Source organism: Roseivirga sp. BDSF3-8, from assembly GCF_041449215.1.
Lineage (GTDB): Bacteria > Bacteroidota > Bacteroidia > Cytophagales > Cyclobacteriaceae > JBGNFV01.
This window is the reverse complement of record NZ_JBGNFV010000001.1, coordinates 4,565,521-4,590,898: the sequence shown is the minus strand read 5'-3', so window position 1 is coordinate 4,590,898 and position 25,378 is coordinate 4,565,521. Positions and strand designations below refer to the sequence as shown.

The following is a 25,378-nucleotide window of genomic DNA, read 5'->3' as shown; positions in this document are numbered from 1 at the left end:
AAATTACCTGGCTTTGATCACGTATGTAACGGTACCGGTGGCACCGGGCAGGTTGTTGTTCTTAGGGTCGAATTTAAGGTCTCTGAGGAAGCGCTCATATTTAAGACGGATCTCGGGACGAAAATCGGACTGCAATACGCGCACGCTTTCGACATACCCATAGGCATCGATTTTGATTTCGAACTTCATGGTGCCAAATTCCTGCTTTTCATCCACATATTCAAAATCGGGGACGGCAAAGCCTTCGAAGCCTTCATAGCTACCTCCTTCAAAATCGCCCTTAGCCGCACTACCAGGTCCCTTTGAGGGGCCTTTGTACAGCCCCCGCTCATCTACAGAAGGCTTACTGCCTGTATCTGAAGAAGACTTTCCACTTTCCTTATTACCGCTTTTAGCAGTGGTTTCGGTGGTGTTCTCGGTCTTTTCTGCGGGCTGTGACTTCTTTTCCTCCGTTTTAGGCTTGGGGGTCTCTTCTACGGGTTTGGGCTTCGGCTTTTCCTCTCTTACATCGGGAGATTCAGTCTCAATGGTTTTAGCCTCTTCTACCGGCTCCTCTATGGTTTCCTCTACTGGTTCGGGAGTGGATTCTTCCACCTCGGGCTCAGTTACTTCCTCAGGCTGAGCCGTTTCATTGGGCTCCTCGGGTGCAGATTCGTCCATTGGCTCGGACTCTTCCTGGGCAGGCTGGGTCTGCTCCAGATCTCCCCCGCCTTCTGCATCAAGGCCTACCAACTCAAAGCCATACTCAGGCAGTGGTGGATCCGGCTCACGCCAGGCTATCAAAAAGAAGAACAGGAGGGCCAGTACCGCATGGATACTGATAGCAATGACCAGTCCTGTGCGCTTAGCTTTCTTTTCCTGTATTTCTTCTCTTGTATCCATTATCATTTTTTTTCCACACGATAATCAGTTTGGAGACTCTGCATTAAACGGCTTATCTCTTCAAGTTTTGCTGAAGGTGTGGCAGCCGATATATGTATTAACACGTCTCCGTATTCACCTGTTTCGGTGATTTGTTTCATTTCTGTACCAAGCGAGGCCAGGTCTACAGGCCTGTTGTTGAGGAGTAATTTATCAGAGGTAAGCCGGATGTGAATCTCCTGCTGAGTTTTGAGCGCTTTATTTACATTTTCCAATTGATTGCTTTGGGCAGCAGACACGGGGTTTTCGGGGTTTCTCCAGAAAAACACAAGCAAAATGGCTAATGCTACGCCTACAGCTAATATGTAGATGTTTTGCTTTCTCATGTTAAGTACCGGGCTATACAGGCTTGTTTATTAATATACAAAAACCTGAATAAATAATGGCAAGATGCATGCCGCTTAATTGGGCTTGGTGGCCAATGATACTCTGGCTTTAAGACCTGCAGCAATACTTGCCACATTTACGAGGTGTTCGGTAGGAACGGATTTATCTACGTGCAAAACAACGACTCCTTCATCGGCTCCGCTCAGCTCTTGCTTAAGTTCTGTTTCCAGGCTGCTATAGGCTACCCTGCGATCATTCACGAGGTAATCCAGGTCTTTCGTGATGGTGACTGTTACCTTCTGCATTACAATCGTAGAGTTACGGCTGGTAGGCAGATTTACGGGCAACCCGGATGGGGTGATGAACGAGCTGGTAAGCATAAAAAATATCAGCAGCAGAAAGATGACGTCTGTCATACCTGACATACTGAATGATGCTTCGACCTTATGTTTTGACTTTAAGGGCATATTACCTTGGTTCCTGTAATAGGTCTATAAACTCAATGGTATTGTACTCCATCTTGTGCACCACCTTGGACACCTGTGATACCAGGTAGTTGTAGCCAAGATAGGCGATAATCCCCACAAAAAGACCTGCAGCGGTGGTGATCATTGCTTCATAAATACCACCGGAAAGTAGCTTAGGGCTTACTGACCCTTCTTCCTGTGCAATGGCAATAAATGCCTGTATCATACCGGTTACGGTACCAAGGAAACCGATCATAGGCGCGGCACCGGAAATAGTAGCCAGAATGTTCAGGTTCTTCTCAAGCTTATACAGCTCGATGCGTCCGACATTTTCTATGGCTACCTCAATGGTTTTAAGTGGGCTACCTATGCGGTTGATTCCTTTTCCAATCATCTTGGCCACGGGGGTATCGGTTTCGTTACAGAGCATTTTTGCTCCCTGTACGTCTCCCTGCACGACAAGGGTACGGATCTTTTCCATAAAGGCCTCGGGATGTCTGCTGGCCTTACGCAGGGTCATAAGTCGCTCCACAAAAATGTAAACGGCTGCGATGGATAGCAGTATAAGGGGGATCATCCAGAATCCGCCCTTAAACAGAATATCGAGTACAGACATTGACTCTTGGGTACCTCCTGCCGCGGTGGAGTCAGCCACGGCAGAAGTAGAGATTTGCAATAAATTCATACTTAGTATCTTACCGCCCAGGTTTCATTTCCGTAGGTCGCTTTGAGTTCCTCTGCCCTATCAACAGCGGCAGCATAGGAATCAAAGTCTTCAACGGCTACCCGGTGGAATTTATTTTTACCGGAAGGAAGTATTATGCTAACATTTATGCCATCATTGGAAAGCTTTTGCGCATAATCCTTGGCCATGTCCCCGTCAAAGAAGCTATTAACGACAACATAATAGCGGCCGGTACGGCTGGAAAGGCTCTGTATCTGTCCTTGTGCAGGCTGGGCGGGCTCTTCTTCAAAAGTTTCTTCTTCCTCATACCCACTGCTAAAGTCTTCTTCGACAGGTTCGGGCTCTGTTGTAGTGGTTTCTTCAGCCACTTCTTTTACAGGTTCGGGTGTTTTCTCTCTGAGGAAAAACCACCATACCCCCCCTCCTACTGCAATGAGTAGCAGAATAAGGACTATAATAAGCGGCGCGGCGGAGCTACTCTTCTCTTCCCTGCGTTCACGGGTGATCTGAGGCCTTTTGGTAGCGGCCACGTAGTGCTCGTCTTCCGTTTGCTCATGGTACTCATCTTCATCCCTTACCTGATCGTACTCTACTTCAGGCAGACCGAAGTCATCGTCTTCGTGTTTGTGCTCACGGCCGTTGTCGAAATCCTCTTCGTTTTCGTGATCTCTGGTACTCATTTTTACCGATTTAGGATTAGGTAAATAGCAGTAATTCGCCTACATGCTCAATGCCTAAAGGTAAGGACAAAATAACATGTGACAAAACAGCGTTTTATGCAGTTGCTGTATGTTTTAGCTCAATAATCGCGCAAAATAGCATAAAATTATTTCACAATTCAAAGAATAATTTGCCAGGGCAATAATTTACCTTATCAGAAGGAATATGAGGCACCGAGCATAACCTGAAAACCTCTTACGGGGTAGTTACGATAGCGCTCATACTCACCGCCTATGATGTTATTGAGTCGGATAAAGGCTGTGGCCTGATCTGAAAAAATATACTCGGTACGAAACGAAAGATCGGCAATAGGGTCAAGCTCCTCCCGTGTTTCATTCGCAAGGTTAAGGGTGTTGATGCCACCAAGCAGATTAAGGTCTGCCTGGAATATGATTTTCTCAAAGAGGTTATACCGGCCAAGCCAGTTAAACCGGTAGGTTGGTCTGTGCCAGGCCTCGCCAAGGTTATCTACGCTGTAGGCATAATAATCACCGCGCAGGGTGGTACGGAAGGTTTCACCAGCACTGTAGGTCACTTCACCAAAGTAATTGAACCGCGTCATATTATCGGTTTCATATACGAGGTCGAAGCGCGTGGAGTCCTCTTCTGAATTTACGAAGAAGCCGGGATTTTTATAGGCTCCGAGTGAAAAGCCGGTATGAAAACCCACCCTGTTAAGGAGCTTGCCTCTTACCCCTGCACTGAGGTCAAAGGTATTGATGGTGTGAAACACAGGAAGGCCTTGCTTTACCCATGGGTTTTCATTGGTGAGGCTACGCAGGGTTCGTTTTTCCACATCTCCGCCAATGCCTGCATAGGCTATGAAATCGGGGGTGAGATAGTATGTGGCCTGCAGGTTTGGAAACAGGTGTAGCTGATCGGCATTTTCGATGGTATCGTTTTCATATACAGCTTTGAAACCGGCATGAACGAAGAGGGCGTCCTGTACTTTGAACTTTACGACGGGGCTTAACCGAAAAAGGTACCGGCTTATATCCCCTACATCTTCTTTATCGCTGAGCCAGAGGTCGCTATCGAGCATGGCATCCACTTCGTCATTTATCTCATATGCGGTGTGCAGGTTGAAGTTGAAGGAGTTCTCGCGTGCATCATACTGGTTATCGAGCATGGAGAAGCCTACACGGCCATTATAGGTAAAGCGACTGTCGGGCTGATTTCTGCCGATTCCGGCTGATACTTCATAGAAATTAAACACCTGCCTGATGCTGTCGCGGTCTTCAATCTCGAGGGCAGGATCATACCCGTAAAAGTAGTGGCGGTCGCGTGAGTAAGCAGCGGTACCATCAAAAACAGCCTCACGGGTAAAAAACTTCCCTTCCAGCCCTACGCCTGAAGAGGCGGTGGCGCTATTGTTCCGGTCTACAGGTCCTCTGCCGCTGGAGAGGTGCCTTACACGGGCTCCTAACTGATAATCCGGGTGGCGCTTGCTGTTAAAGAAGCCTTCAAAATAAGCTGTGGCGTAATTACCAAGCCCGCCCTTAACGTGGTTGCGGTAAGGCTCCACGGGGCTTTCTTCTTTTATCTTTAGTACCCTTACGCGGGGCTCGAGAATCTTGCCCTGGAAGGGGATGCGCTGGACTTCATACTGAAGGTCTTCCACGCCCTCCTGACTTACAGGCTGGGGGGGGATTTTATTAAAGGGCCTGTTTGCCAGGGGTAGCTCAAGCTCTTTCTCTTTTTCAATCACCACTTTGGTGTCTTCCAGCTCGAGGTTTTCTTCCTCCCAGCTTTCATTACCTTGTTTTTGGGCAAAAGTGATGCCGGTGCACAAGACCAGCAACCCGGTTATGGCTAATTTCTTCATGCGTATATTAGTTTTCGATGACCTCATAGCCACCTGTGGTGTCGGTCTGGTTTTGCTGCTGTCTTATGGTTTCTTCCTTTTCCTCTATCAAAGTCAGTTTGGCTTTGGCCTGTTTTACAACGTTTTGGTCAGGGCTGTTCTCTACTATGGAATTGAGGGTGGCCTTGGCCTGGAAGATATTATCGAGGGCCAAAAAGTTGTCGGCAATAAGGAGGAAGGCTTTACCGATCCACTCCTCATAGGCACCAAAGCGCTCACTGAGGTCATAAAGGGTCTGGATACTCTGCTCGTATTTGTTTTGCCGATACTGGATCTCCGCCAGCCTGTATTGTGCCTCTGCACTGTAGGCATCCACAGCGGTATTCATGGTATTGAGGAAATGGTCAGTGGCCTGGTCGTACTTATTTTGTGCCATTGCTGCCTTACCAAGGTAAAGGTATCCGAGGTTCTGGGCATTGGCATCCACATTTCCTTTATCGATGATAAGGCGGGCATAGTAGGAGACGGAATCGTACTTCTGTACAGAATAGTAGGCCCTGACAAGGCCGGACCATGCCGTGTATTTTTCTTTTATATTACGGGCATTATTCGCCAGGCTACGCAGGGCTGGTATGGCCTCTGCATACTGGCCCTCAGCGGAACCGATATCGGCTATGCGGCGTAAGCTGCGGTTTGCAAATGTGCCGCTGGTACGGCTAACCTGCTGGTAATATTTGATGGCTTCACCAGGCCGGCCGGTCTGATAATATGATTCGGCCAGGTAGAACTTTGCCTCAGCGGTATAGGGGCTGGAAGGATATGAGCGCAGATACTCTTTGAGGCTGTTGATGGCCTGATCGTAATTTTTAGAAAAGTAGGTGGTCCTTGCTGCCTCGAACTCGATGGTTTCAAGGGCCTGGTCACCGGGGTTAGCCTTCTTATACATAGCTACATAGCGGTCAGCCTCTCCTCCCCTGCTCTGCCGGTTGAGCACTTCCTGCAAGCCAAGCAGGGCGCTTTGTGCTACCTCATGGCTGGTATAGCTTTCCAGTATTCGCTTATAATCTTCCTCTGTACGCTGGGTGTTACCGAGGTTATTATTACTGAGGCCTCTTCTCAATAAAGCAAAGGGAACATATTCACTCTGGGGAAAGCGACTGATAAGGGTGCTGAAGCCATTAACGGCTGCAGAGTAGTTGCTTTCCTCAAACTGTATCCGTGCTTTCTCGAACATGGCATCATCCGCATAGGGGCTGTTGGGGTATTCTTCAACAGCTCTTGAAAGTGTGGCTACGGCCTGATCGGCCTTTCCCTGCAGGCCGTAAACAACTCCCTGCTGATAGAGTACGTAGCCCCCTTCCTGGCTGCCTGACTTAAGGCTTCTGTTGTAGGCGTCCTGGGCCTGTCCATATTGCTTGGCGATATAATAGGTATCACCAAGGCGCATCAGTGCATCCGCATAGTAGGGACTTCCAGGGTCTGCTTCGGCTACGAACTGCCTGAAATGGGGCATGGCGCGGTCATACTGCTTGGTATTGTAATATGCGTAGCCTATGCCGTACCGGCTTCTTAGAAAGGCTTCGGTATTCGGATCCGCATTGCGGAACACGGCACCATATGCGTTTATGGCCTCGGGGTATTTACGTCCTATGGAGAAGGCTTCACCCTGCCAGAACCGGGCTCTTCCTAGGAGGTTCTTATCTTCCGGGTAATTGGCTGACTTATCCCACATGGCCACGGCATTGGCAAACTTACCTGCATTAAAAAGCTCGGAGGCTTTGAGGTATGTTACTTTCTGATAGGCTTTTCGAAGCCTGGGTGAATTAAGATCGAGGGACTCAAGGTAGGCTATGGCCTGATCATAATTATTAGTATAAAGATAAGCCTCGCCTAATAATTCTGCCGCCTCTGTTCTATGTCTGCCCTGAGGGTAACGGCTGGTATAGGCTTGCAGTCTGTCAATAGCTGTACTATAGCGGGCTAGGTCAAGCAGGACCTTAGCTTCCTGAAAGAGGGCCTCCTGGGAGATACGGGCATCGTGAGCAGCGGCATGAGCCTTTTGAAAAGCGGTAACGGCATACTCTTTATTGCCTTGCTCAAGGTATAGGTCGCCGAGGTAGTAGCTTGCATACTGACCAAGGGAATCGTCTTTGAGGGCAACTACTTCAAAGTTTTTAATGGCTTTATCATTCTGGCCGGTGGCATACTGAGTAAAGGCCATTCTGTAAAGGACATTATCGGCCGGTCTGCCACTTATGCCGGAGCGGTACTCATCAAAATAGGTAGAGGCTTTTTCATACTGCTCTTTCATAAAGTATGCCTCTGCTGTAAGCAGAAGAATATCCGAACGGTTCTTGAGGTTCTGTGACTGCAGCATGGGCTCAGTGTAGGCAATGAGTTCGTCATACCTGCGCTGACTGTAGTAGACATTGGCAATCATGTAGGGTACGACGGTCTGGTAGGCTGGGTCCTGTCCGGCCCGGGTGAGGTCTGCCAGTGCTTTATCGTAATTTCCGTTGCGGTAATGAATATAGCCTGCATAGTAGCTTGCAGCACTTTTATATGCCCCATCCTGGGTCTTAAGACGATCAAATTGCTGTAAGGCAGTATCGAAGTCGCGACGGGCGAAACTGGCATAGCCCAGCATAAACCTGGCTTCGTATCGCTTATCTCTGGGTAGGGCATCTACATCGGTTTTTGACAAAGCCTCTGCAGCCTTAACGAATTCATTGTTTTTATAATAGTAGTTACCCAGATCGTAATAGGCTGTTATAACACGGGGATGGTCAGGATACTCGTCCAGAAAACGCTCCAGCAGAACTTCACCATCATTGTGCCCAAGGACGATACTGGTGTAGGCAATATAGTACTGGGCTTCTGCTTTTTTAAGCCGGTTATCGGCGTTTTGAATGTATTTTTCGAATGCCTGCCTGGCGGCGCCAAACTGATCTTTGTCGAGGAGGTCGAGCCCCATCTCATAGTACCTGTCTTCCTCGGTCTGGCTTACCGGGTTTTGGGCTAGGGCCCCATGCATGGTACTACACAGAAAAAGGGCTGTAGACACCATGCAAACTAAAAAATATCGGGTCATAGGCTTGATACCTTCATTTTGAGGATTAACTGATGCAGAGGCCGGATTATTGCCCGTTTTACAGGATTATCCTGCACGGCCACTACCTGTACATAAAATTCAAAATTATAAAAGGAAAGGCAGCTTGCAAGTATCTAGCGGAGATGGATGATAAATAAATTACCCCCACCAAAGGAGGGGGTTTTCAATGGTTATTACCCCCAAAGGGGGATAGTCAGTTATCGAATAGCGGGATATCTATATCCCCATCCTCTTTCTTATCTTCCTTCTCCTGATACTTAACATACCGCTTTATCTTTTCTTCATCTATGCCTACCGTACTTACAAAATAGCCTCGTGACCAAAAATGATTGCCCCAATAGGGTTTTCTGCGAAGACTCTTGAAGTTCTTAAACATCATGATCGCTGTCTTACCCTTGAGAATACCCATGAAGTCTGATACACTAAGTTTCGGAGGTATACTACATACCAAATGAACGTGATCTGGCTGAATGTTCAACTCTTCTACCTTGACCTCCTTCCATTCACATATCGTCTTTATCTTATTCTCCAACGTATCTGCAACAATATCACGAAGTATACGGTGGCGGTACTTCGGGGTCCATACTACATGATAGACACAATAGTAAAAGCTATGCGATAGCTTACGATACTTGCTCATTCCACAATATACCCCTACTGGCATAGCCCTCAAACATGACCACCGTCTAAGACGGTGGTTTTAATTCGATTAATAAAGTTTGCAAGCTGTCTATTGCATCGCACTTACCTAAGTGCTGCCGTATATTACTGACGGAAAAGCCCTGAATAGTGCAATAATGGTAAGCAGAGGATATCCACAGTCTGACTATAGGATGACTATGGGATCACTATAGGATCTCTATAGGATATATATCAGCAGGATTAGGGGAAAAATACAATAAGCAGGAGGTGCATTATGAGGTAGAAACAGGTTGGTCTTACAGGTATAGTAGCTGATTTAACCTGAGGGTAAGCCATAAAAAAAGCCCGGTAGCTTGGTGCTCCCGGGCTTTACGTTTATCAGTGCCTGAGATTATTCTTTAATAATTCTCATGGTTTCTTTGTATCCGGCCTGATCGCTTACGGTAAGCAGATAGGTACCGGCAGCAAATGTATTTCCGCTAAGATCGAGCCTGGCAGTGGAACCGTCAAATATGCGGCTCATAACCTGGCGACCGTTAAGGTCTGTCACAGTGGCAGTTACTGAACCACTTGCCTGGGAAACCTCTACCGTAACATATTCTGTGAAAGGGTTAGGGTAGGCAGTAAGTTCGGCGCCGAAGGCCTTGGAGTAAGCTCCTTCGCTCTCCAGGTCTGAAGCGATCTCGTAAGCGCTGCTTATAGTAGAGCTAAGCTCTTCAATGATCATGGCGTTAAGGTAGCCATAGCTGGCTCCGCTTTGTTTGGTCACGGTAACCTTTACATTGCCATACTGATCGGGCTTCACAGATGAGATGTTTACTGTCTCGCTGCTATTGTAAGAGGCATCCAGTGAAACTGTGGTTCCGCTTATGGCGTAATCTGTCGTTCTGTTGCCTGATCCGTTGCGGCTTCCGAAGAAGGTGAAGTCATATACTTTATCAGGATCAAGTCCTTTTACCGTTACTATGTGAGCATTATTATCGCTCACCCAGAATGAGGTCTTCATTACATCATCAGGAAGCACGCCGCTATCATCACCGGTTACCATACCGAATTCGTTAGCACCACCCCACGCATCGGCAAGGGTTACAGAAACGTTGCTGGAGGCACCGTCATTCCAATCGAATCCACTGTAATTGGTGGTAGAACGAGGATCACCAGAAAGGCTGTTCCAACCTTCACCTGAAGCAGGCTGATAGTGATTGAAATTGAGCATCAGCTTTTTACCTGATGAGGTGTATCCGGGATCAGGATCTGAAGGAGCAGGTGCGGAAGAACCTGAACCATCACCGAGAACACTGTTAGGTATAACCTGCTTGCTGATACCGGGGCCTGCCCATTTTACTTTCAGCACTTCGCCACCATACTGCTCGAAGTAACTTACACGTATGGTGTGTGTTCCCTTGGCAAGGTAAACGGACCCGTTCTTTTCCTGCTCAGCATGAAGGCCATCGTTGTTTACAACCTGTGAGCCATTGATGTAGAGCTTAGAGCCATCATCAGAAGCAGTATAGAAGGTGTAGGTTCCTGCTGCGGGTACTGTAATGCTACCTGTGAAATCTATTCCGAAGTTCGTATCCAGTCCTGCAACGCTGATGTTGAAGTTGGACGTGTTTCCGGTTTTAGTAGGGCTAAGGGCTCCGAAGTTGGGCATCCACTCCCAGTTACCTTTATATACTTTATAGTCAACACCGGTTCCGGTAGGAGCTGGAGCTGGAGTTGGATCGGAAGGCTCAGGATCTGATGAGCTGCTGCCACCGAAGGCAGAGTCCGGGATCAGTTGTTTGCTGATACCAGGCCCTTTCCAGCGAGCCTCAAGGATTTCGCTGCCATAGTGCTCATAGTAGTGCAGTGAAAAGTCATGTGCTCCGGCAGAAAGGTAAACCTGTCCGCTTCTTTCCTGTGGTGAATGCAGCCCGTCATTGTCCACCACTCTTTTGCCATCAATGTAAAGGTTAGAGGCATCATCAGAATTCACAAAGAAGGTATAAGTGCCTGCTGTAGGAATGTTAATGGCCCCGTCGAAGGTAAGCAGGAATGCATTATCCCGGTTACGCATAGCCATGGTGATGTTAGCGACTTCACCTGTCTTCTTAGGGGTAAGCCCTGAGGTGTTGGGGATGAAATCCCATAGACCTTCATAATATTTATAGGCCAGCCCGCTTCCTGAAGAAGGAGGAGTATATGTAGGCTCGTCGGCTACATTGACATTAACTTTATCTGATGCTTTGGCACCGTCATCATCTGTAGCAGTAAGCTGGAAAGTGTAGGTACCTGCCTGCAGGTTAGAGAGGGAAAGGTTCTTAGAACCGGCACCTGACATTGTTGCCGATGGGCCGCTTACTTTTGTCCACTGATAAGAAGCTACATACCCATCATTATCATTGCCGTTACCATATAGTGTAACACTGTTACTGGGAAGGGTCATAGACTTATCTGCTCCTGCATTCACAGTTGGCGGATAGTTCACAGGCTGTGTAGTAGCTCCTCTGGAATGCTGCATGAGCCAGCTATACACATCGTGTCCCGCACTCTTATCATAAGTTCTGGTCCAGGAATTGTGCCCTACACCGGGGTAGATGGTGAATTTGGCATTACCACCACAGTTGTTGATGGCGTTGACCATGGCCTGGCCTCTGTCTATATTAATCGTCCAGTCCTTATCTCCATGAAAGGCCCAGGTAGGGATGTCTTTCATATTACAGGCATTGTGAGTGGGGCCCCACGCAGCCACTGGAACTGCAGCAGCCACCTTTTCAGGAAAACTGGAAGCATATATATAGGTACCATTACCACCCAGGCTAAGGCCGGTTACGTATAGGCGTGAGCGATCGACGGGGTAGTGAGCATATACATAGTTCACAACCTCGTCGGTAATGCCGCCCCACCATCCACCTTGTGAACCGGGTAACTGAGGTGAAATAATGATAAAAGGGAAATCCCAACCTTTTTGTGCAAGGTTCGGAGGTCCGTTATAGGTTACTTTACTTAGTTCTGTGGTACCGTTACCTCTTTCACCAAGTCCGTGAAGGAAGATCATTACCGGGTACTTCTTACCACTATTAGGGTCGTAATCAGCTGGAAGGTATTCGTAGAACCCGTAGTTCAACGAGGTGGTCCCTTTGGGTACTGCGCGCTGTCCGCCTGCCGTCTGCGCAAAGGCCATCCCATATCCCAGGAACAACAACGCAACTACACAAATCAACTTTTTCATATCCCGTTATTCGTTATTAACTCTTAACTCAACTGGAAACCATTCGAACACACCTGGTTTCCTTTCTGATATCAACAAAATTGAACTGAAATAATTTATCGTAAAAGGGCAGAAACAGGGTTTTACTTACTCCCACCATAAAAAAATCAAAGCTTGACATCTTCTGGATAGGTTTTCGCTATTCCTCATTTTGAAAGTATTGGAAATATACCTTTAGATTTTTTTTGCACTATTTCAACATTCACTTTAAGTCAAAATACGCTTTCGCCAGTAAGCAGGGAGTAACATCCAAGCTCAAACAGAATAATATTTCAATAACTAACAGATGAAAATTTCATCATTCGTTTGCAACCTTCATATATCGAAATATTATTTCGGTTTTAGGCATGTGAATTTATTAAGTTACGCTTTGGCCTGTCTGTCTGGCAGTTGACCTTCTCAAAACAGGAAAATCGGGGTGGATTTTTGATAATTTTTATCGTTGTAACAGGGATTTTGGCATGGGGTAAATTCTCATGTAATGTTTTTGCCTTTTTTTAAATAAAAAAATAAAGAACGAAATATGAGAATTGAATAAAAACGTTATTGAAAGGCCAAAATTAGGGCAAACAGACCATATAAATATAACTTTATCTATGACTAGTTTGACTCAACTAATGTTACACCATGTGATGGATTGGTAATAAATGTGGAAATGGGATCGAGTTTCCTGAAAAAAGTCTCTCAATTTGAGTGAATCGTTTTCAAAATGAGTAAATAACACATCCTCAGAAGTTTAAAGTAGAGGGATGAATTGATAAAAAAATTACCCGCCCGGAACAAATCCTACATGAAAGACTGAAAAAAAGATAAAAAAGAAAACGAACTCTCAGTGGGTCAGGCGGAAAACGAGCTCCTTCAAAAGCTCGCCGTCAGAGTAGGCACCTCCCTCCACGCCCTTGGCCCGCAAGTCTGCCTGTCTGATATGGCCTACGTTCTCTATGACCTTCCCTACAGGGTAGTTGCGGCTGGCTGCAAGGTATTCTTTTACGAAATAGGGGTTTATCTTTAGTATACTGGCAAGATTACGGTCGCTTTTGTCTTTTGCATGATGGACCAGAAGCAGCTTGCTGAAAAATGCGAAAAGAAGTGCTATGACAGGGATAGCGGGATTGTCTTTTGGATTAGCCGAAAAGTAGTTCACTATGCGGTTGGCCTTAAGCGTATCTCTGACGGCAATGGCCTTTTGGAGCTCGAAAGCATTGTAGTCCTTACTGATGCCTACATACTTCTGCACCAGTTCATCAGTGATCTCTGATTTTTCCTTAAAGTTCAGCAGAATCTTTTCTATCTCTCCGCTGAGGCGCTCCAGGTTATTGCCGATAAACTCGCTAAGCATATGTGCGGCCTTTTCGGTTATGGTATGGCCTTTTTCCTTCACAAACTTTTTTACCCAGTCGGGCACCTGGTTGTCATACATTTTTTTGGTGGAGACCACCACCGCAAATTTTTCCAGTGCTTTGGACAGGGACTTTCGCTTGTCCAGGCTTTTGTACTTGTAGCTTAGTACGAGAATGGTGGATGGCAAGGGGTTTTTTACGTAGGCTTCGAGAAGTTTCTGGCCGCCTTCTCTATTAATGTCAGTGATATTCTGAGCTTCTTTGACGATCACTACCTGGCGTTCGGCCATCATGGGAAACCGCCGGGCGTGTGTGAGAATGGTATTTACGTCAGCGTCTTTACCATATACTACTACCTGGTTAAAGCCTTTTTCGTGTTCTGCCAGTGCATTTTTCTCAATGTACTGGGCTATCTGATCAATGTAGAAGGGCTCATCACCCTGCAAAAAGTAGATAGGGGCGTATTTCCCGGCTTTCAGATCTTTTAAAACACTCTCAGGGGTAGCGGCCATTGTGGGACAGGTTTATTTATCGCTTCAAAGTTATAAATCTGAATGAAATAGCCATCCTCAGTCCTATGTAATTCGCCGGGCATATAGATGATGTCAAAAAAGGAAAAGGGCCGGATGCTTAGCACCCGGCCCTTTGGCGTTATTATCAAATGAGGTCTTTTCTACTTTCCAGTGATGGTAAACTCTACCCTGCGGTTAAGCCGGCGTGTCTCTTCTGTTGCGTTAGAGGCGATGGGGCGCGTGCCGCCATAGCCTACGCCTTCAATACGTTTTTTATCTATCCCTTGCTCCACCAGATAAGCTTTTACGGCTTCTACTCTTGCCTGGCTCAGCTTAATATTCAGGCGACCGCTACCGCGGTTGTCTGTATGGCCGGCGAGTTCTATGTGTAGACCCGGGTTTTCATTCAGTACCTCCAGTACCTGCTTCAGGTCTTTTTCACTACCTGCCAGCATTTCAGATGTACCCTGGCGAAAGAGTATATTATCGAGTTGTACGGTAGTTCCTATTTCCAGGGGCACGAGTTCTATTACGATGGGGCCTTCTTCACCTGTGCCGGTGGCTTCTATCTCTATCTCATTAGGAAGATAGCCCTTGGCGGAAGCTTTAATAGTATAGGTCTCACCGGGGGTAAGGCTAAACCGGAAAGCACCTTCTGTGCCAGAACTAACGGTAAGGGTATCGTTACTCATCGAATTGACAGCCCTGATAGAAGCTACCACTCCCTGGCCTGACCGCTGATCATTAACCCGGCCACTAAAGGTATACTCTGCTGGCATTGCGGGCTCATCTTCCACAAGCACAGGTTCATCCTGCCGGGGTTGGGAGATGCTGTCAATAATGGAGGTATTTACTTCCACTTCTTCGACTGCAAGCACGGGCTCTGTTGCTACTGTATCCACCTCTACTACGGGTTCGGAGGCTACTTCCGGCCTTGTTGACTCGGGGCTAAGTCTGATACGGCGCAGATCACCGTACCCATCACTGTTTTGTGTGGTGGTAAAATATGCGTACTCGCTGTTAGCAGGAACGAAGTAGGACAATTCAACTCCGGGGCTATTGATAGAGGAGCCCAGGTTTTTCGGTTCAGACCAGTTCTTCCAGGTATCATCCAGACGGGTACTTACAAATATGTCGCGGCTGCCGAGTCCTCCGTGGCCATTACTCGCGAAGTAGAGGGTTTTATTGTCGGCAGCGAGGTGGGGGGTCATCTCCTGATACCGGGTATTGATGGTACGTCCCAGGTTAATAGGTTCGCTCCACTTACCTCCCGGCCTTTGCAGACTAACATATATATCCTCGGCGCCATAACTAAACCGGGCCTCCACTGCCATGAGCATAACGGTACCATCAGGCGAGAGGCTCATACTTTGGTGGGGGGCTCTGTTATAGAAATAAGGGATATCTACGGGGCGTGGGTCACTCCATCCGTTTCCGCTGCGGGTGGCTATAGATACACCCTGACGCCCGCCACGACCGTTTTCATAAAGGTTTTGAAGAAAAAGTGTATTGCCATTGCGGCCGAAGCCCACTACGGCATTGTATCCGCTGGTGTTCAGTTGTTTGCCAGCATGTACAGGAGTGGACCAGATGCCGTCTGCCTGAAGCTGGCTATACCAGATATCTCCCTTATCTTTTACGCCTCCTATATTTTGGGGATGATTACTGCGGGTGAAATAAACAGACTTTCCATCTGGTGTAAATACGGGTGCCTGCTCGTCATACACGCTATTAATGCTATCCCCGTAGGCAGTAGCCAGACCTTCGTACTGACGGGCCATAGCGGAAAAAGCCAATGACGTAAACACCACAAAAAATCCAATCAGTTTTCTCATAATGATCTCAATACAATTTTTACCCCTCAATAGTTTAATTTAGAGGTAGTTGCTCTTCCGTGAGCTTAAAAGCGGGCAAATTAGAAAAAATTATGTGTGTTGTCTCAATAAATAGAAATAATACAAATTTTCATCTTTAGCATCTGATTTGGATTATTGACTGATAATCACTATCTTAATATGACTCTAAAGACAATATTTTTTTGGCTCCTTTATTCTAGCATCTAAATTTTTTGCAGGCCCCGCCATCCGGGGCCTTTGCGTTTTCGATAGTTTTCAAACGATTACCTTTCATATTTCGCATGTCCGGCACCTTTCCTTAATTTCGCATTATGAAATTTCAGGGAACAGACAGATATATAGCTTCAGAAGATCTGAAAGTAGCGGTAAATGCTGCCATAACTCTCAAAAAACCTTTATTGATTAAAGGAGAGCCTGGTACAGGTAAGACGTTACTTGCTTTTGAAATAGCCCGTGCATTGGAAATGCCGCTCTTTACGTGGCATGTAAAAAGTACGACAAGCGCACAGCAGGGCCTTTATGAATATGATGCGGTGAGCCGCCTGCGAGACTCTCAACTCGGCACAGAGGGTGTGGAGGATATCGCCCGGTATATAAAAAAGGGGAAGGTATGGGAGGCATTTGCCAGTGAGGAACAGGCTGTGTTGCTGATCGATGAGATAGACAAAGCGGATATCGAGTTTCCTAATGACCTGCTGCAGGAGCTGGACCGGATGGAGTTCTATTGCTATGAGACAAAAGAAACCATATGCGCGAAACACCGTCCGGTGGTAATCATCACAAGTAATAACGAAAAGGAACTTCCTGACGCTTTTCTGAGGCGTTGCTTCTTTCACTACATCCGCTTTCCTGATGAGGCTACGCTGCGCGAAATAATTGATGTGCACTACCCGGACCTGGAGGAGAAACTGATAGGCGAAAGCATGCGGGTGTTTTATGAACTGAGAGAAGTTCAGGGGCTAAAGAAAAAGCCCAGCACAAGTGAGCTGCTGGATTGGATGAGGCTATTGATGGCTGGAGCTGTGACTACCGATGAACTGGAAAAGGTGGCTGCAGGCTCGGACCTCCCTCCTTATGCAGGGGCACTGCTAAAAAATGAAAAGGATCACGAACTACTGGTGCACCTGAGCACGGGCCGGGGGCGACGCTTTATGTAACCGCTTCCCAAACACCTTATTACTAACTGACAATCAAATACAAAGTAATTGTTTCTAACATTTTTTCTTTATCTGAAAAGGGAGGGGCTTCCGGTGACGCTACGGGAGTACCTGGATTTGCTGGAGGCACTGGATAAGGGCATCATTGCACGTGATACGGAGGCTTTTTACTACCTGTGCCGTACGGTCATGGTAAAGCATGAAGAGCATCTGGATCGGTTTGATGTGCTTTTCGGCCAGTTCTTCGGGGGTGTTGAGATAAAGGAAGAAGAAAGGGAAATACCACCGGAGTGGCTGGAAAAGCGGTTTGAGCGGTTTCTGGGTGAGGAGGAGAAAAAGCTTATCAGCAGTATGGGTGGCCTGGAGGCGTTGATGAAGCGAATGCAGGAACTGCTGGAAGAACAGAAGGAACGGCACCAGGGGGGCAGCAAATGGATAGGCACCGGCGGTACGTCTCCTTTCGGAGCTTATGGGTATAATCCGGAGGGTGTACGAATAGGCCAGCATGAAAGCCGCCACCGCCGGGCGGTAAAGGTGTGGGACAAACGGGAGTTTCGCAACCTGGACGATACAGTAGAGATGGACACGCGACATCTGAAGATGGCTCTTCGCCGCCTTCGTTTACTTACAAGAGAGGGAAAGCCGGAAGAGCTGGACGTCAAAGGGACAATACGGAAAACCTCGGAAGACGGGGGCCTGCTTAACCTCCAAATGGTGCCTGCCAAAAAGAACAATATCAAAATACTGCTGCTCCTGGATATAGGTGGCAGTATGGATGATCATATTTTAGCATGTGAAAGGCTATTCTCTGCCGCTAGACATGAGTTTAAGCACCTGGAGCACTATTACTTTCATAATTGCCTGTACGAATCTGTATGGAAGGATAATAGCCGGCGGTGGGACGAGAAAATTCCGACACAGGAGCTTTTTAACCGGTTTAACAGCGACTACCGGGTAATAATGGTAGGGGATGCGAGTATGTCCCCTTTCGAACTGTTATCGCCGGGGGGTAGCGTGGAACATTATAATCGTGAAACGGGGCTGGCCTGGCTTAAAAGACTGCGGGAGCATTATCCTCATACGGTATGGCTGAACCCTGAGGACAAGGGGTACTGGCCGTACACTGAATCTATTGGTATCGTACAAAAGTCGATGAACGGACGTATGTTTCCCCTTACGCTCCAAGGGCTTGGTGAAGCGGTGGCCGCACTGAAAAAACCAGCTACGGCCCCGGTCGACAACTAAAAGGCATATACCGGCCAGGAAAAGTACCATGGCTTCAATATATACCCTGCAAAAGCCTGATTGCTATTTGCTTCTTCCCACCAAATCATTGCCTTGCTCTTCACGACACACTTATAGGCAGACACAGTACTAGTACTGTATGGCGCGAAGGGCGTCCGCCTCTCTCCTGCCTATAACTTCATGATAAGTAAGGGGTAATCTGTAAAGTAGCTCATGCGTTTGGTGATGCTCTTGGTAAACAGCCGGGTAAAGAAACTCTGGTGTTTACGGAGCAACATGAGAAGGTCTCCATCATGTTTGAGCATGAAGTTGTTAATGGCCACTTCTGTATCTTCTTCCAATACCTCCAGGTGGTATCTGATAGAGGGATAATCGAGAAAGGCATTCATTTCTTCCTTGAAGTCTGAATACTCAGCTTTTTCTATCAGGTTGTCTTCATCTGTGACATGTACTACGTGTACTTCGGCATTAAAAGGCTGGGCAAAAGCTATAAGGAAGTTAATCGCAATCTTATCTTCTTCGCTATAGTCGGAAGCATATACTACTTTTTTAATAGTTATCTTGTCTATACCCTGAGGGACACAGATAACGGGGCATTCCACCTCTTCAATGACTCGCTCGGTATTGGAACCTACGTATTGCTCCACGACATCACTAACGCCGGTGGTACCCATGATGACGAGGTTCTGCTTTTCTTCTTTTACATAATCAGCTATGCCCCCTATCAGGTCGCCTGTCCTGAGTACGGACTCAATACCTGCCAGCCCGTTAGCTCTTTCAGATTTGCGGGACTCTTCTGCCAGCGTAGCCAGCTTTCTCTCTATTAAAGCTTTGGTCTCATCAAAACGCTGTGAAATATCCTGATCCTGATATAGCAGACGGTTGTACTCATATTCTGTAAAAATATGCAGAAGGGTAATAACACTCTTTTGGCGATTTGCTACTTCTATGGCAAATTCGAGGGCATTCAGACTGGCCTCGGAAAAATCCACTGGGACGAGTATTCTTTTCATATGTGTGCGTGTAATGGCTTGGTATAATATACGAATTTACTAAGATGAGGTGTCAGTATCCTTCGCTTCTGTTGACCTTATGGCGAAGGGGCTCTCCTTTCATAGCCCTGAGCCAGTTATTGGCAATCTGGGGTATGGCAGCATCCGGATTGGTGATGCTGGCAATATGAGGGGTGATAAAAATATCCTTCCTGTCCCAAAAAGCATGATCTGATGGCAGGGGCTCTTGTTGAAACACATCCAGGAAGGCCTGCTCTACTTTACCATTATCCAATGCGCTGATAAGGTCTTCTTCCACCAGGTGCCCTCCCCTGGCAGCATTGATCAGACACACAGGGCGAGGCAGCCTATTGAAAAACGTAGCATCAAGTATACCTTGGGTGGATTTGGTAAGGGGTAGCAGGTTTATGATCAGGTTTACCTCATTAAGGAAGCTCTGTAGCTCTTCCTCACCGGCAAAGCTGGTGACACCATCAATTTCCTTTTTGCTGCGGCTATAACCATATACTTCAAATCCGAGGCGAACGAGGTTTTCGGCGATATCACGTCCCAGTACGCCCATGCCCATGATGCCTATTTGCAGGTTCCGTTCAGGATTTGCCTTCTGGTTCCAAGTGTGAGTGGCCTGTTCCTGCCGGTAAATATCAAACCGGCGATGCCAGGATAGCACCAGTCCGAGCAGGTATCGGCTCATGGTGTAGGTAAGGGCTTGATCGACAATGCGGGTAACAGGAACGCCCACGGGCAGGTCGGGGTCGCTAAGGACATGGTCGACCCCTGCCCCGAGACTGCTGATGAGTTTGAGGTTTTTAAAGTCCTTCAAACTGCCGTGAGGGTGATTCCAGCAGGCTACTCCTGATACCGTATCCGGGTCTTCTACCTCAGGCCAGATGGTTATGGTGTGATCCGGAAGGTGTTTCTGCAGTCCATCTTTCCACTGACTTGTATCCCTGTTAGGGGCAACTATTACAAATGTGCTCATTTTGCTTTGCTGGTCCATTTATTTCCTTTGATCCTGAATCTCCATGGCAGCAGGGCATCTTCTTCGGCATAGTCGATACCCACGCGGGGGCTGGCGATTATTTTACTATCAGGTACTGAGACGCCTTTGTCTTCTACCCAGATGGGGCCCTTCTCAGTGAGGTGCTGCCCATAGTGGCTGGTGGTAATGCCCAGCGCTTTGCTCATGCTTCCCGGCCCGGCAGTGAGATTTGATTTCAGGGTGGACATCCCTCTTCTCAACAGCATTTCTTCCAGCCCTTCTTCAGGCTGAACGGCCCGAATAAGGACAGCATCGGGCCTATCCTTTACGTTGGTTATGATATTAAAAAGGTGGTGAATGCCATAGCAAAGATAGACGTAAGCGACCCCTCCTTCATGAAACATGATTTCGGTGCGGTTAGTCCTGCGGTTAAGGTGAGCATGACATGCTTTATCAGTGGCGCCGTTGTATGCCTCAGTTTCCACGATCATTCCGGAGGTGCGCACACCGTCTATTTGTGTGACAAGATACTTGCCCAGCAACTCGCGGCTAATGCTGATCACATCATCTCTTGTATAAAAAGACGGGGGTAGTACTACTGCCATGTTTCAATTTTAGTGCGAGTCCGGGAATATAAAAAGTCTGAGAGGCTGAATGTTTGTTAATCTCCGGCTAATAGGATCAGGAATGGTCGCTAAAGGGTATGTAAAGGTAAAATATTAAGATTTTGGCGTGGTGGCGACCTTTTAGAGTGTGATTTTACATCAAAAAGCCTTTAATTTCCGTACACATAACGGTATTAAACAACTCACAAACCATGATGCGAAATCTTACTTTATTTTTAGCTACTATCTGTTGTGCACTATTTTTTGCACAAGGCAGTGTGGCTCAGCAACTTGACATGCCTGCACCAAGCCCTGCCTCTACCATTATGCAAAAGGTAGGCCTTGTGGATGCGAAGGTGGTTTACTCACGCCCAAGCATGAAGGGCCGTACAATATTCGGTGATCTTGTACCCTATGGCGAAGTGTGGAGAACGGGAGCTAATGCCTCCACCAAGGTGCACTTTTCTGACGATGTCATGATTGACGGACAAAAGCTTGAAGGGGGTGAATACGCACTTTATACTATCCCCGGTGAAGATGAGTGGACGGTTATCTTTAGTAAAAATACAGGCCTGTGGGGCTCTGGTGGTTATGAGCAGAGCGATGACGCCTTGCGTGTAACTGTAGATCCTATGAGTATGGATAAGGCTGTAGAGACCTTCACCATGAACTTTGCTAACCTGACCGATGAGGGCGCAGACCTTATGCTGATGTGGGACAAAACGGGTGTGGCGATACCTATTACGGTAAATACTGACGAGCAGGTGATGGCTCAGATAGACCGTGCCATGAAAAACCCTGAGGCAAGCCTGGCCAACATGTATTTCCAGTCTGCAAACTACTACTACTCACACGATAAGGACATGGACAAAGCGCTGGAGTGGGTTAATAAAGCGGTGGACATGCGCCAGGATGCCTTCTGGATGATGCACCTTAAAGCCAAAATACAGGCTGAAATGGGCAAGAAAAAGGAGGCAATCGCTACTGCTAAAAAATCCATGGAGGTAGCCAAGCAGGCAAACAACATGGACTACGTCCGCCTTAACGAAAAGCTTATCGAAAGCATGAACTGATAGCTTCTTTTGAACCTATTAAAACAATAAAAAAGCCCCCAGCGTGAATGGCTGGGGGCTTTTTTGTTGCTTTACCTACTAACTACCTGGTCCTGATCTCTATAGGCAACATCAGGTTATCCCAGTACATTTTAACTTTGCCTTCGTTATCACCGGCTTCATCTATCTCAAACTTCAGTCGTTCGTTAAAATCAGCTTTTGCAGGGCTCGCCATAATTCTCATGGCATCTTCGCTCTGATCATAATCGAATGCTCCCCATTGCTTTTCTACTTTGTTAAAAATGACGACCCAGTCACTATTCTCTTTTGGAATAGTGAACAGAGAATATTTTCCGGCAGGCAAGGTTTGTCCTTGTATCATCACATCGCTACCAACTTCTATGGTAGTAGCCTCATTAGCGCCAGTACGCCATAATTGATTGTATGGGACCACTTCCCCCCATACGGTTCTGTCTTTAACACCGGGTGACCCATAGACGACTTTTACATCAGTATTTCCTATAGAACCGGAAACTTCGCGTGTAGGGCTGGGCCTTTCCTGGGCGTAATTAAATCCAAAAATTCCAAAGGAAATAAGCAAAGAAAGAGGGATAAGAAAAAAATGCTTTCGTTTCATAACATTAAAAAATTTGATGCCAGGCATTAAAGTAACCCTATGGATCCTGTTTAGTTATTGCCTGGCTTTCAGCAACCTTAGGCTGAATCCTTACTATGGGTGTAATGCCCTTAAACAAAGTTTATTCAAATTATACCTTTTCAAGCCACCTGTGTAATATCTGGTAAGTATTGGGTAGGTAAAGCCTCAGAGAAATAATCAAATTTGTATTACTGCGGATTAAACTGATAACTAAAAAACACTAAACATGACACTAGTTTACAATGAGCGCCACGCCCGTGTGGTGTATCTGCCTGAGTCAAGCACGCTTTACTGTACTTGGCTAAAAGGCACTACGCCAGAACAGTATCGGGATGTATTTAATCACATCCTGAAGGGCTTTCAGGATTATGGTGCCAAGACTTATCTTAGTGATATTCAAAAACAGGGAATTGTAGGTACGGAAAGCAGAAAGTGGCTGGAGTCAACGATTATTCCTGAGGCACTAAAGGCGGGTATGCGCAATATATTTGTGATCACATCAGAAGATGCGTTCAAGAAGTTTTACCTTGATCGTGTGAAAAATGAGGTGGAGAAACAGAGCACGATAATTAATACTCAGTACTTTCCCTCTGAGGAATCTGCTCTGAAGGCTTGTAAAGCTGAGGTAGAGAAAATGAGTTCCGTAGCGTGAGGCCTTGACAGATAACCCAATACAAAACATAAAAAAAAGCTCCTGTTTGGGAGCTTTTTTTGTTATAGCTTACTAGATTTTATTTCGTGTAAGTTACTTCCATATCCTGGATTTCTCTCAGGTCACGCTGGATGCTATCACGCTGTCTTTCAATTACTGATTTTGTAGTCATGGGTACACCATTATTTAACAAATCATTATAATCTTTGAGCGCTGCCTTCTCGCCTCTTTCGCACTCTTCGAGAATGGCTTTTTCATCGTGCGAAGCAATGCTTTCGCGAAGATCCATCCATGCTCTGTGCATGTCACCTTTTATACTGGTACCCTTGTCCGGGCTACCACCCAAATTACGGATTTCGTCCTTTATAGTATGGCCGAAATCGTACCGCTCTTTTGCTTTAGTGTGAAAAAAGGTTTTCAGACGCGTATCATCTACTTCATCGGCTGCCTGCTGATATCCTTTCTCCGCATCATAATTGCGGGTCAAGAGATCATTCAACATACTAACAGCTTTATTATTATCAATTCCAGAGTTATTCATATCAGGTAAAAAAATTTTAAGTAATTAAAAAATCCAATTACACTTATATAACTAGCTGATTTTCAAATTGTTTTCAAGAACTGAATGTAATCTTTCATTTATGGGGCTGCATGGGTAAAATTACCTTATATATGCACCGCCCAGTTAAGAATATGAACCGGGTGGAAACCTAATAGTTTACTTAATGTAAAGAGGGCGGTCGGCTCCTAAAAATACAAAAGCCACCGGCTATGCTGCCGGTGGCTTTTTCGGTTACTATGAGGAATCTACTAATTATCTTATCTGGTACTGAAGCAGCCAGTTAAAAATGTCGTGCCCTTCGCTGCCGTCGTAGGTCATGCGCCAGCTATTATGGTATACGCCAGGATAAATGGTGAGCTTGGCCGATACATAGGGACGGGGTTCACAGGCATTAATCGCTTCTACCATTTGGATACTCTTCTGAGGAACCACGATGTTATCTTTATCTCCGTGAAAGGCCCAAACGGCCATATCAGTTAACTCGCAGGCCTTATAAGTATTTCCACCGCCTGCAATAGGTACGATAGCGGCTAACTTATGCGGATATTGTACCGCATAGTTGAAGGTGCCGAAGCCTCCCCCACTGATACCGGTCATGTATATCCGTGATTCATCTACATTGTAGCGTCTTTTTGCCTCTTCAATCACTTCATCTATCAATTGCGGACTCCAGTTATTCTGGGTGTGCTGTGGACTAACCACTATAAAGGGCAGGTCCATGCCTTGCTCAATATACAGGGGCAGGGTATGGTTACGGAGCAGATTAAACTTACCCTGCTGGGCTACTTCGCCATTTCCTCCAAGGAAAATAAGCAGGGGGTGGCTATCATTGGTTTTACGGGCTGACTCGGGCAAATAGGCCAGAAAACCTACCTGTTTGTCTTCCTCACTGCTTCTAAACCATTCTTCTGTTTGTCTTTTACCCAGCTTAATTTCTTTATAAACTGCATTTTGCTGCATGATAGCGGTATCCTGGTCGGCGTACTCAGCCACCATATAAGCATAGTATGTTGCCTCCTCGTTGAGGTTTTTCAGTTCTACCGCCATTTCTTCATTAATCCTTCCACTGGTGACATCTATTGTGCCTCCGGTAATAAGGTTTTGGGCATCACGAGAACCTGCTACTCTTTTAACGTCCTCAGGTGAAGGGAACCCGGGCTCTGAACTGTAGACTGTATAGTAAATGCGGCCGGGGCCATTAATGGCCATGTGCAGGTCCAGGCTGGTGGCACCGCTTACAGCGTCAGGATAGCCTTCCCTCCACTGGGGAGCTGCTACCTGGCCGGGTTCCTGTCCGCCGCCACTTCCCGGAGCAGGGCTGGTCACTGGCTGAGGTGATTCACTATCTTCAGAACAAGATACCAGTACGGCCGGGGCCAGGGCCAAACAAAGTACAATTGCATTACGGAATTTTCTGGCAAACATAAGCAGCTATTTTTAAGTGATGCTTGAGCAAATGCTTTTGCAAATTATAGAACATTTAGGCCCTAAAACCCAATAGGACAACCCTAAAGTGGTATTCTAAAATGTACTATACCGGGTCATAAAACTGACTATTTTTCTTACTGAAAGACGTAGGGGGTATTTTCATTACATTGAATAATGCAAAAATAGTACAATACGACCCCTTTCCAGTGCTAAATAGGAGACCTTTCGGTAGGTATGCCTTCAAAATTCTTTCCAAAAATGAAATTTCCTTTCACGGACCGCCTATTTTGAAAAATGGATCCCCCTGTCATTCAGCAGGTTTTGGAGTATTTTAGCGAGTAATGAATAGTTTAATTAGAATATAAAATAAGTACCAGAATGAAAC

General features: G+C 46.5%; 21 protein-coding genes. 4 read left to right on the top strand and 17 right to left on the bottom strand.

Going from position 1 to position 25,378, the window contains the following annotated elements; all coding sequences use genetic code 11:
• Positions 1–3: 3 nt before the first annotated feature.
• The 11 genes from AB9P05_RS19010 to AB9P05_RS18960 all read right to left on the bottom strand — a co-directional run bounded on the left by AB9P05_RS19010 (position 4) and on the right by AB9P05_RS18960 (position 15,618).
• A complete protein-coding gene (locus AB9P05_RS19010; protein ID WP_371910421.1) occupies positions 4–882 on the bottom strand; it encodes a hypothetical protein in 879 nt (292 codons plus the stop codon).
• Positions 883–884: 2 nt separating this feature from the next.
• On the bottom strand, positions 885–1,247 hold the full coding sequence (locus AB9P05_RS19005; RefSeq protein ID WP_371910420.1) for a hypothetical protein: 363 nt from the start codon (positions 1,245–1,247) through the stop codon (positions 885–887).
• A 75-nt stretch (positions 1,248–1,322) separates the two neighbouring features.
• The gene (locus tag AB9P05_RS19000) at positions 1,323–1,715 is read right to left on the bottom strand and encodes an ExbD/TolR family protein (protein ID WP_371910419.1); all 393 of its coding nucleotides are present in this window, start codon (positions 1,713–1,715) and stop codon (positions 1,323–1,325) included.
• 1 nt (position 1,716) lies between these two features.
• Entirely contained in the window at positions 1,717–2,400 is a 684-nt protein-coding gene (locus AB9P05_RS18995; protein ID WP_371910418.1) for a MotA/TolQ/ExbB proton channel family protein, read from the bottom strand.
• Positions 2,401–2,402: 2 nt separating this feature from the next.
• On the bottom strand, positions 2,403–3,080 hold the full coding sequence (locus AB9P05_RS18990) for an SPOR domain-containing protein (RefSeq protein WP_371910417.1): 678 nt from the start codon (positions 3,078–3,080) through the stop codon (positions 2,403–2,405).
• A 194-nt stretch (positions 3,081–3,274) separates the two neighbouring features.
• Entirely contained in the window at positions 3,275–4,945 is a 1,671-nt protein-coding gene (locus AB9P05_RS18985) for a TonB-dependent receptor (RefSeq protein WP_371910416.1), read from the bottom strand.
• Positions 4,946–4,952: 7 nt separating this feature from the next.
• Positions 4,953–8,015: a tetratricopeptide repeat protein gene (locus AB9P05_RS18980; RefSeq protein WP_371910415.1), complete on the bottom strand. Its 3,063-nt coding sequence runs from the start codon at positions 8,013–8,015 to the stop codon at positions 4,953–4,955.
• Positions 8,016–8,229: 214 nt separating this feature from the next.
• Positions 8,230–8,676, bottom strand: coding sequence for an IS200/IS605 family transposase (tnpA, locus tag AB9P05_RS18975; protein WP_371906921.1), 447 nt, complete (start codon positions 8,674–8,676; stop codon positions 8,230–8,232).
• Between the two features lie 393 nt (positions 8,677–9,069).
• A complete protein-coding gene (locus tag AB9P05_RS18970; protein ID WP_371910414.1) occupies positions 9,070–11,892 on the bottom strand; it encodes a PA14 domain-containing protein in 2,823 nt (940 codons plus the stop codon).
• A gap of 868 nt (positions 11,893–12,760) precedes the next feature.
• Positions 12,761–13,783 carry a DNA polymerase III subunit delta gene (gene holA / locus AB9P05_RS18965; protein ID WP_371910413.1) on the bottom strand — a complete coding sequence of 341 codons (1,023 nt, stop codon included), beginning with the start codon at positions 13,781–13,783 and terminating at the stop codon, positions 12,761–12,763.
• Between the two features lie 161 nt (positions 13,784–13,944).
• Positions 13,945–15,618: an OmpA family protein gene (locus AB9P05_RS18960; protein ID WP_371910412.1), complete on the bottom strand. Its 1,674-nt coding sequence runs from the start codon at positions 15,616–15,618 to the stop codon at positions 13,945–13,947.
• A 332-nt stretch (positions 15,619–15,950) separates the two neighbouring features.
• Here AB9P05_RS18960 and AB9P05_RS18955 point away from each other — a divergent pair, with 332 nt between their 5' ends.
• Both AB9P05_RS18955 and AB9P05_RS18950 read left to right on the top strand, forming a co-directional pair.
• Positions 15,951–16,796 (top strand): AAA family ATPase, encoded by an 846-nt coding sequence (locus tag AB9P05_RS18955; RefSeq protein WP_371910411.1) that lies wholly within the window; start codon positions 15,951–15,953, stop codon positions 16,794–16,796.
• A gap of 48 nt (positions 16,797–16,844) precedes the next feature.
• Complete coding sequence (locus AB9P05_RS18950; RefSeq protein ID WP_371910410.1) at positions 16,845–18,041, top strand: VWA domain-containing protein; 1,197 nt, start codon at positions 16,845–16,847, stop codon at positions 18,039–18,041.
• A 170-nt stretch (positions 18,042–18,211) separates the two neighbouring features.
• Here AB9P05_RS18950 and AB9P05_RS18945 read toward each other — a convergent pair whose 3' ends face one another.
• From AB9P05_RS18945 to AB9P05_RS18935, 3 genes are read right to left on the bottom strand one after another with little or no spacing between them, the layout of a single operon-like run.
• Positions 18,212–19,054, bottom strand: a complete 843-nt coding sequence (locus AB9P05_RS18945; RefSeq protein WP_371910409.1) for a universal stress protein — start codon at positions 19,052–19,054, stop codon at positions 18,212–18,214.
• 52 nt (positions 19,055–19,106) lie between these two features.
• Positions 19,107–20,036, bottom strand: coding sequence for a 2-hydroxyacid dehydrogenase (locus tag AB9P05_RS18940; protein WP_371910408.1), 930 nt, complete (start codon positions 20,034–20,036; stop codon positions 19,107–19,109).
• Complete coding sequence (locus tag AB9P05_RS18935) at positions 20,033–20,641, bottom strand: DNA-3-methyladenine glycosylase (protein WP_371910407.1); 609 nt, start codon at positions 20,639–20,641, stop codon at positions 20,033–20,035. The genes AB9P05_RS18940 and AB9P05_RS18935 overlap by 4 nt, the downstream gene beginning before the upstream one ends.
• A 212-nt stretch (positions 20,642–20,853) precedes the next feature.
• Between AB9P05_RS18935 and AB9P05_RS18930 the strand changes: the two genes are divergently transcribed.
• Positions 20,854–21,714, top strand: a complete 861-nt coding sequence (locus tag AB9P05_RS18930; RefSeq protein WP_371910406.1) for a DUF2911 domain-containing protein — start codon at positions 20,854–20,856, stop codon at positions 21,712–21,714.
• An 82-nt stretch (positions 21,715–21,796) separates the two neighbouring features.
• Here AB9P05_RS18930 and AB9P05_RS18925 read toward each other — a convergent pair whose 3' ends face one another.
• Positions 21,797–22,330, bottom strand: a complete 534-nt coding sequence (locus AB9P05_RS18925; protein ID WP_371910405.1) for a DUF2911 domain-containing protein — start codon at positions 22,328–22,330, stop codon at positions 21,797–21,799.
• Positions 22,331–22,577: 247 nt separating this feature from the next.
• Between AB9P05_RS18925 and AB9P05_RS18920 the strand changes: the two genes are divergently transcribed.
• Positions 22,578–23,003: a hypothetical protein gene (locus AB9P05_RS18920; RefSeq protein ID WP_371910404.1), complete on the top strand. Its 426-nt coding sequence runs from the start codon at positions 22,578–22,580 to the stop codon at positions 23,001–23,003.
• 79 nt (positions 23,004–23,082) lie between these two features.
• Here AB9P05_RS18920 and AB9P05_RS18915 read toward each other — a convergent pair whose 3' ends face one another.
• Complete coding sequence (locus AB9P05_RS18915) at positions 23,083–23,544, bottom strand: PA2169 family four-helix-bundle protein (RefSeq protein ID WP_371910403.1); 462 nt, start codon at positions 23,542–23,544, stop codon at positions 23,083–23,085.
• A 273-nt stretch (positions 23,545–23,817) separates the two neighbouring features.
• Positions 23,818–24,990 (bottom strand): hypothetical protein, encoded by a 1,173-nt coding sequence (locus tag AB9P05_RS18910; RefSeq protein ID WP_371910402.1) that lies wholly within the window; start codon positions 24,988–24,990, stop codon positions 23,818–23,820.
• Positions 24,991–25,378: the final 388 nt, after the last annotated feature.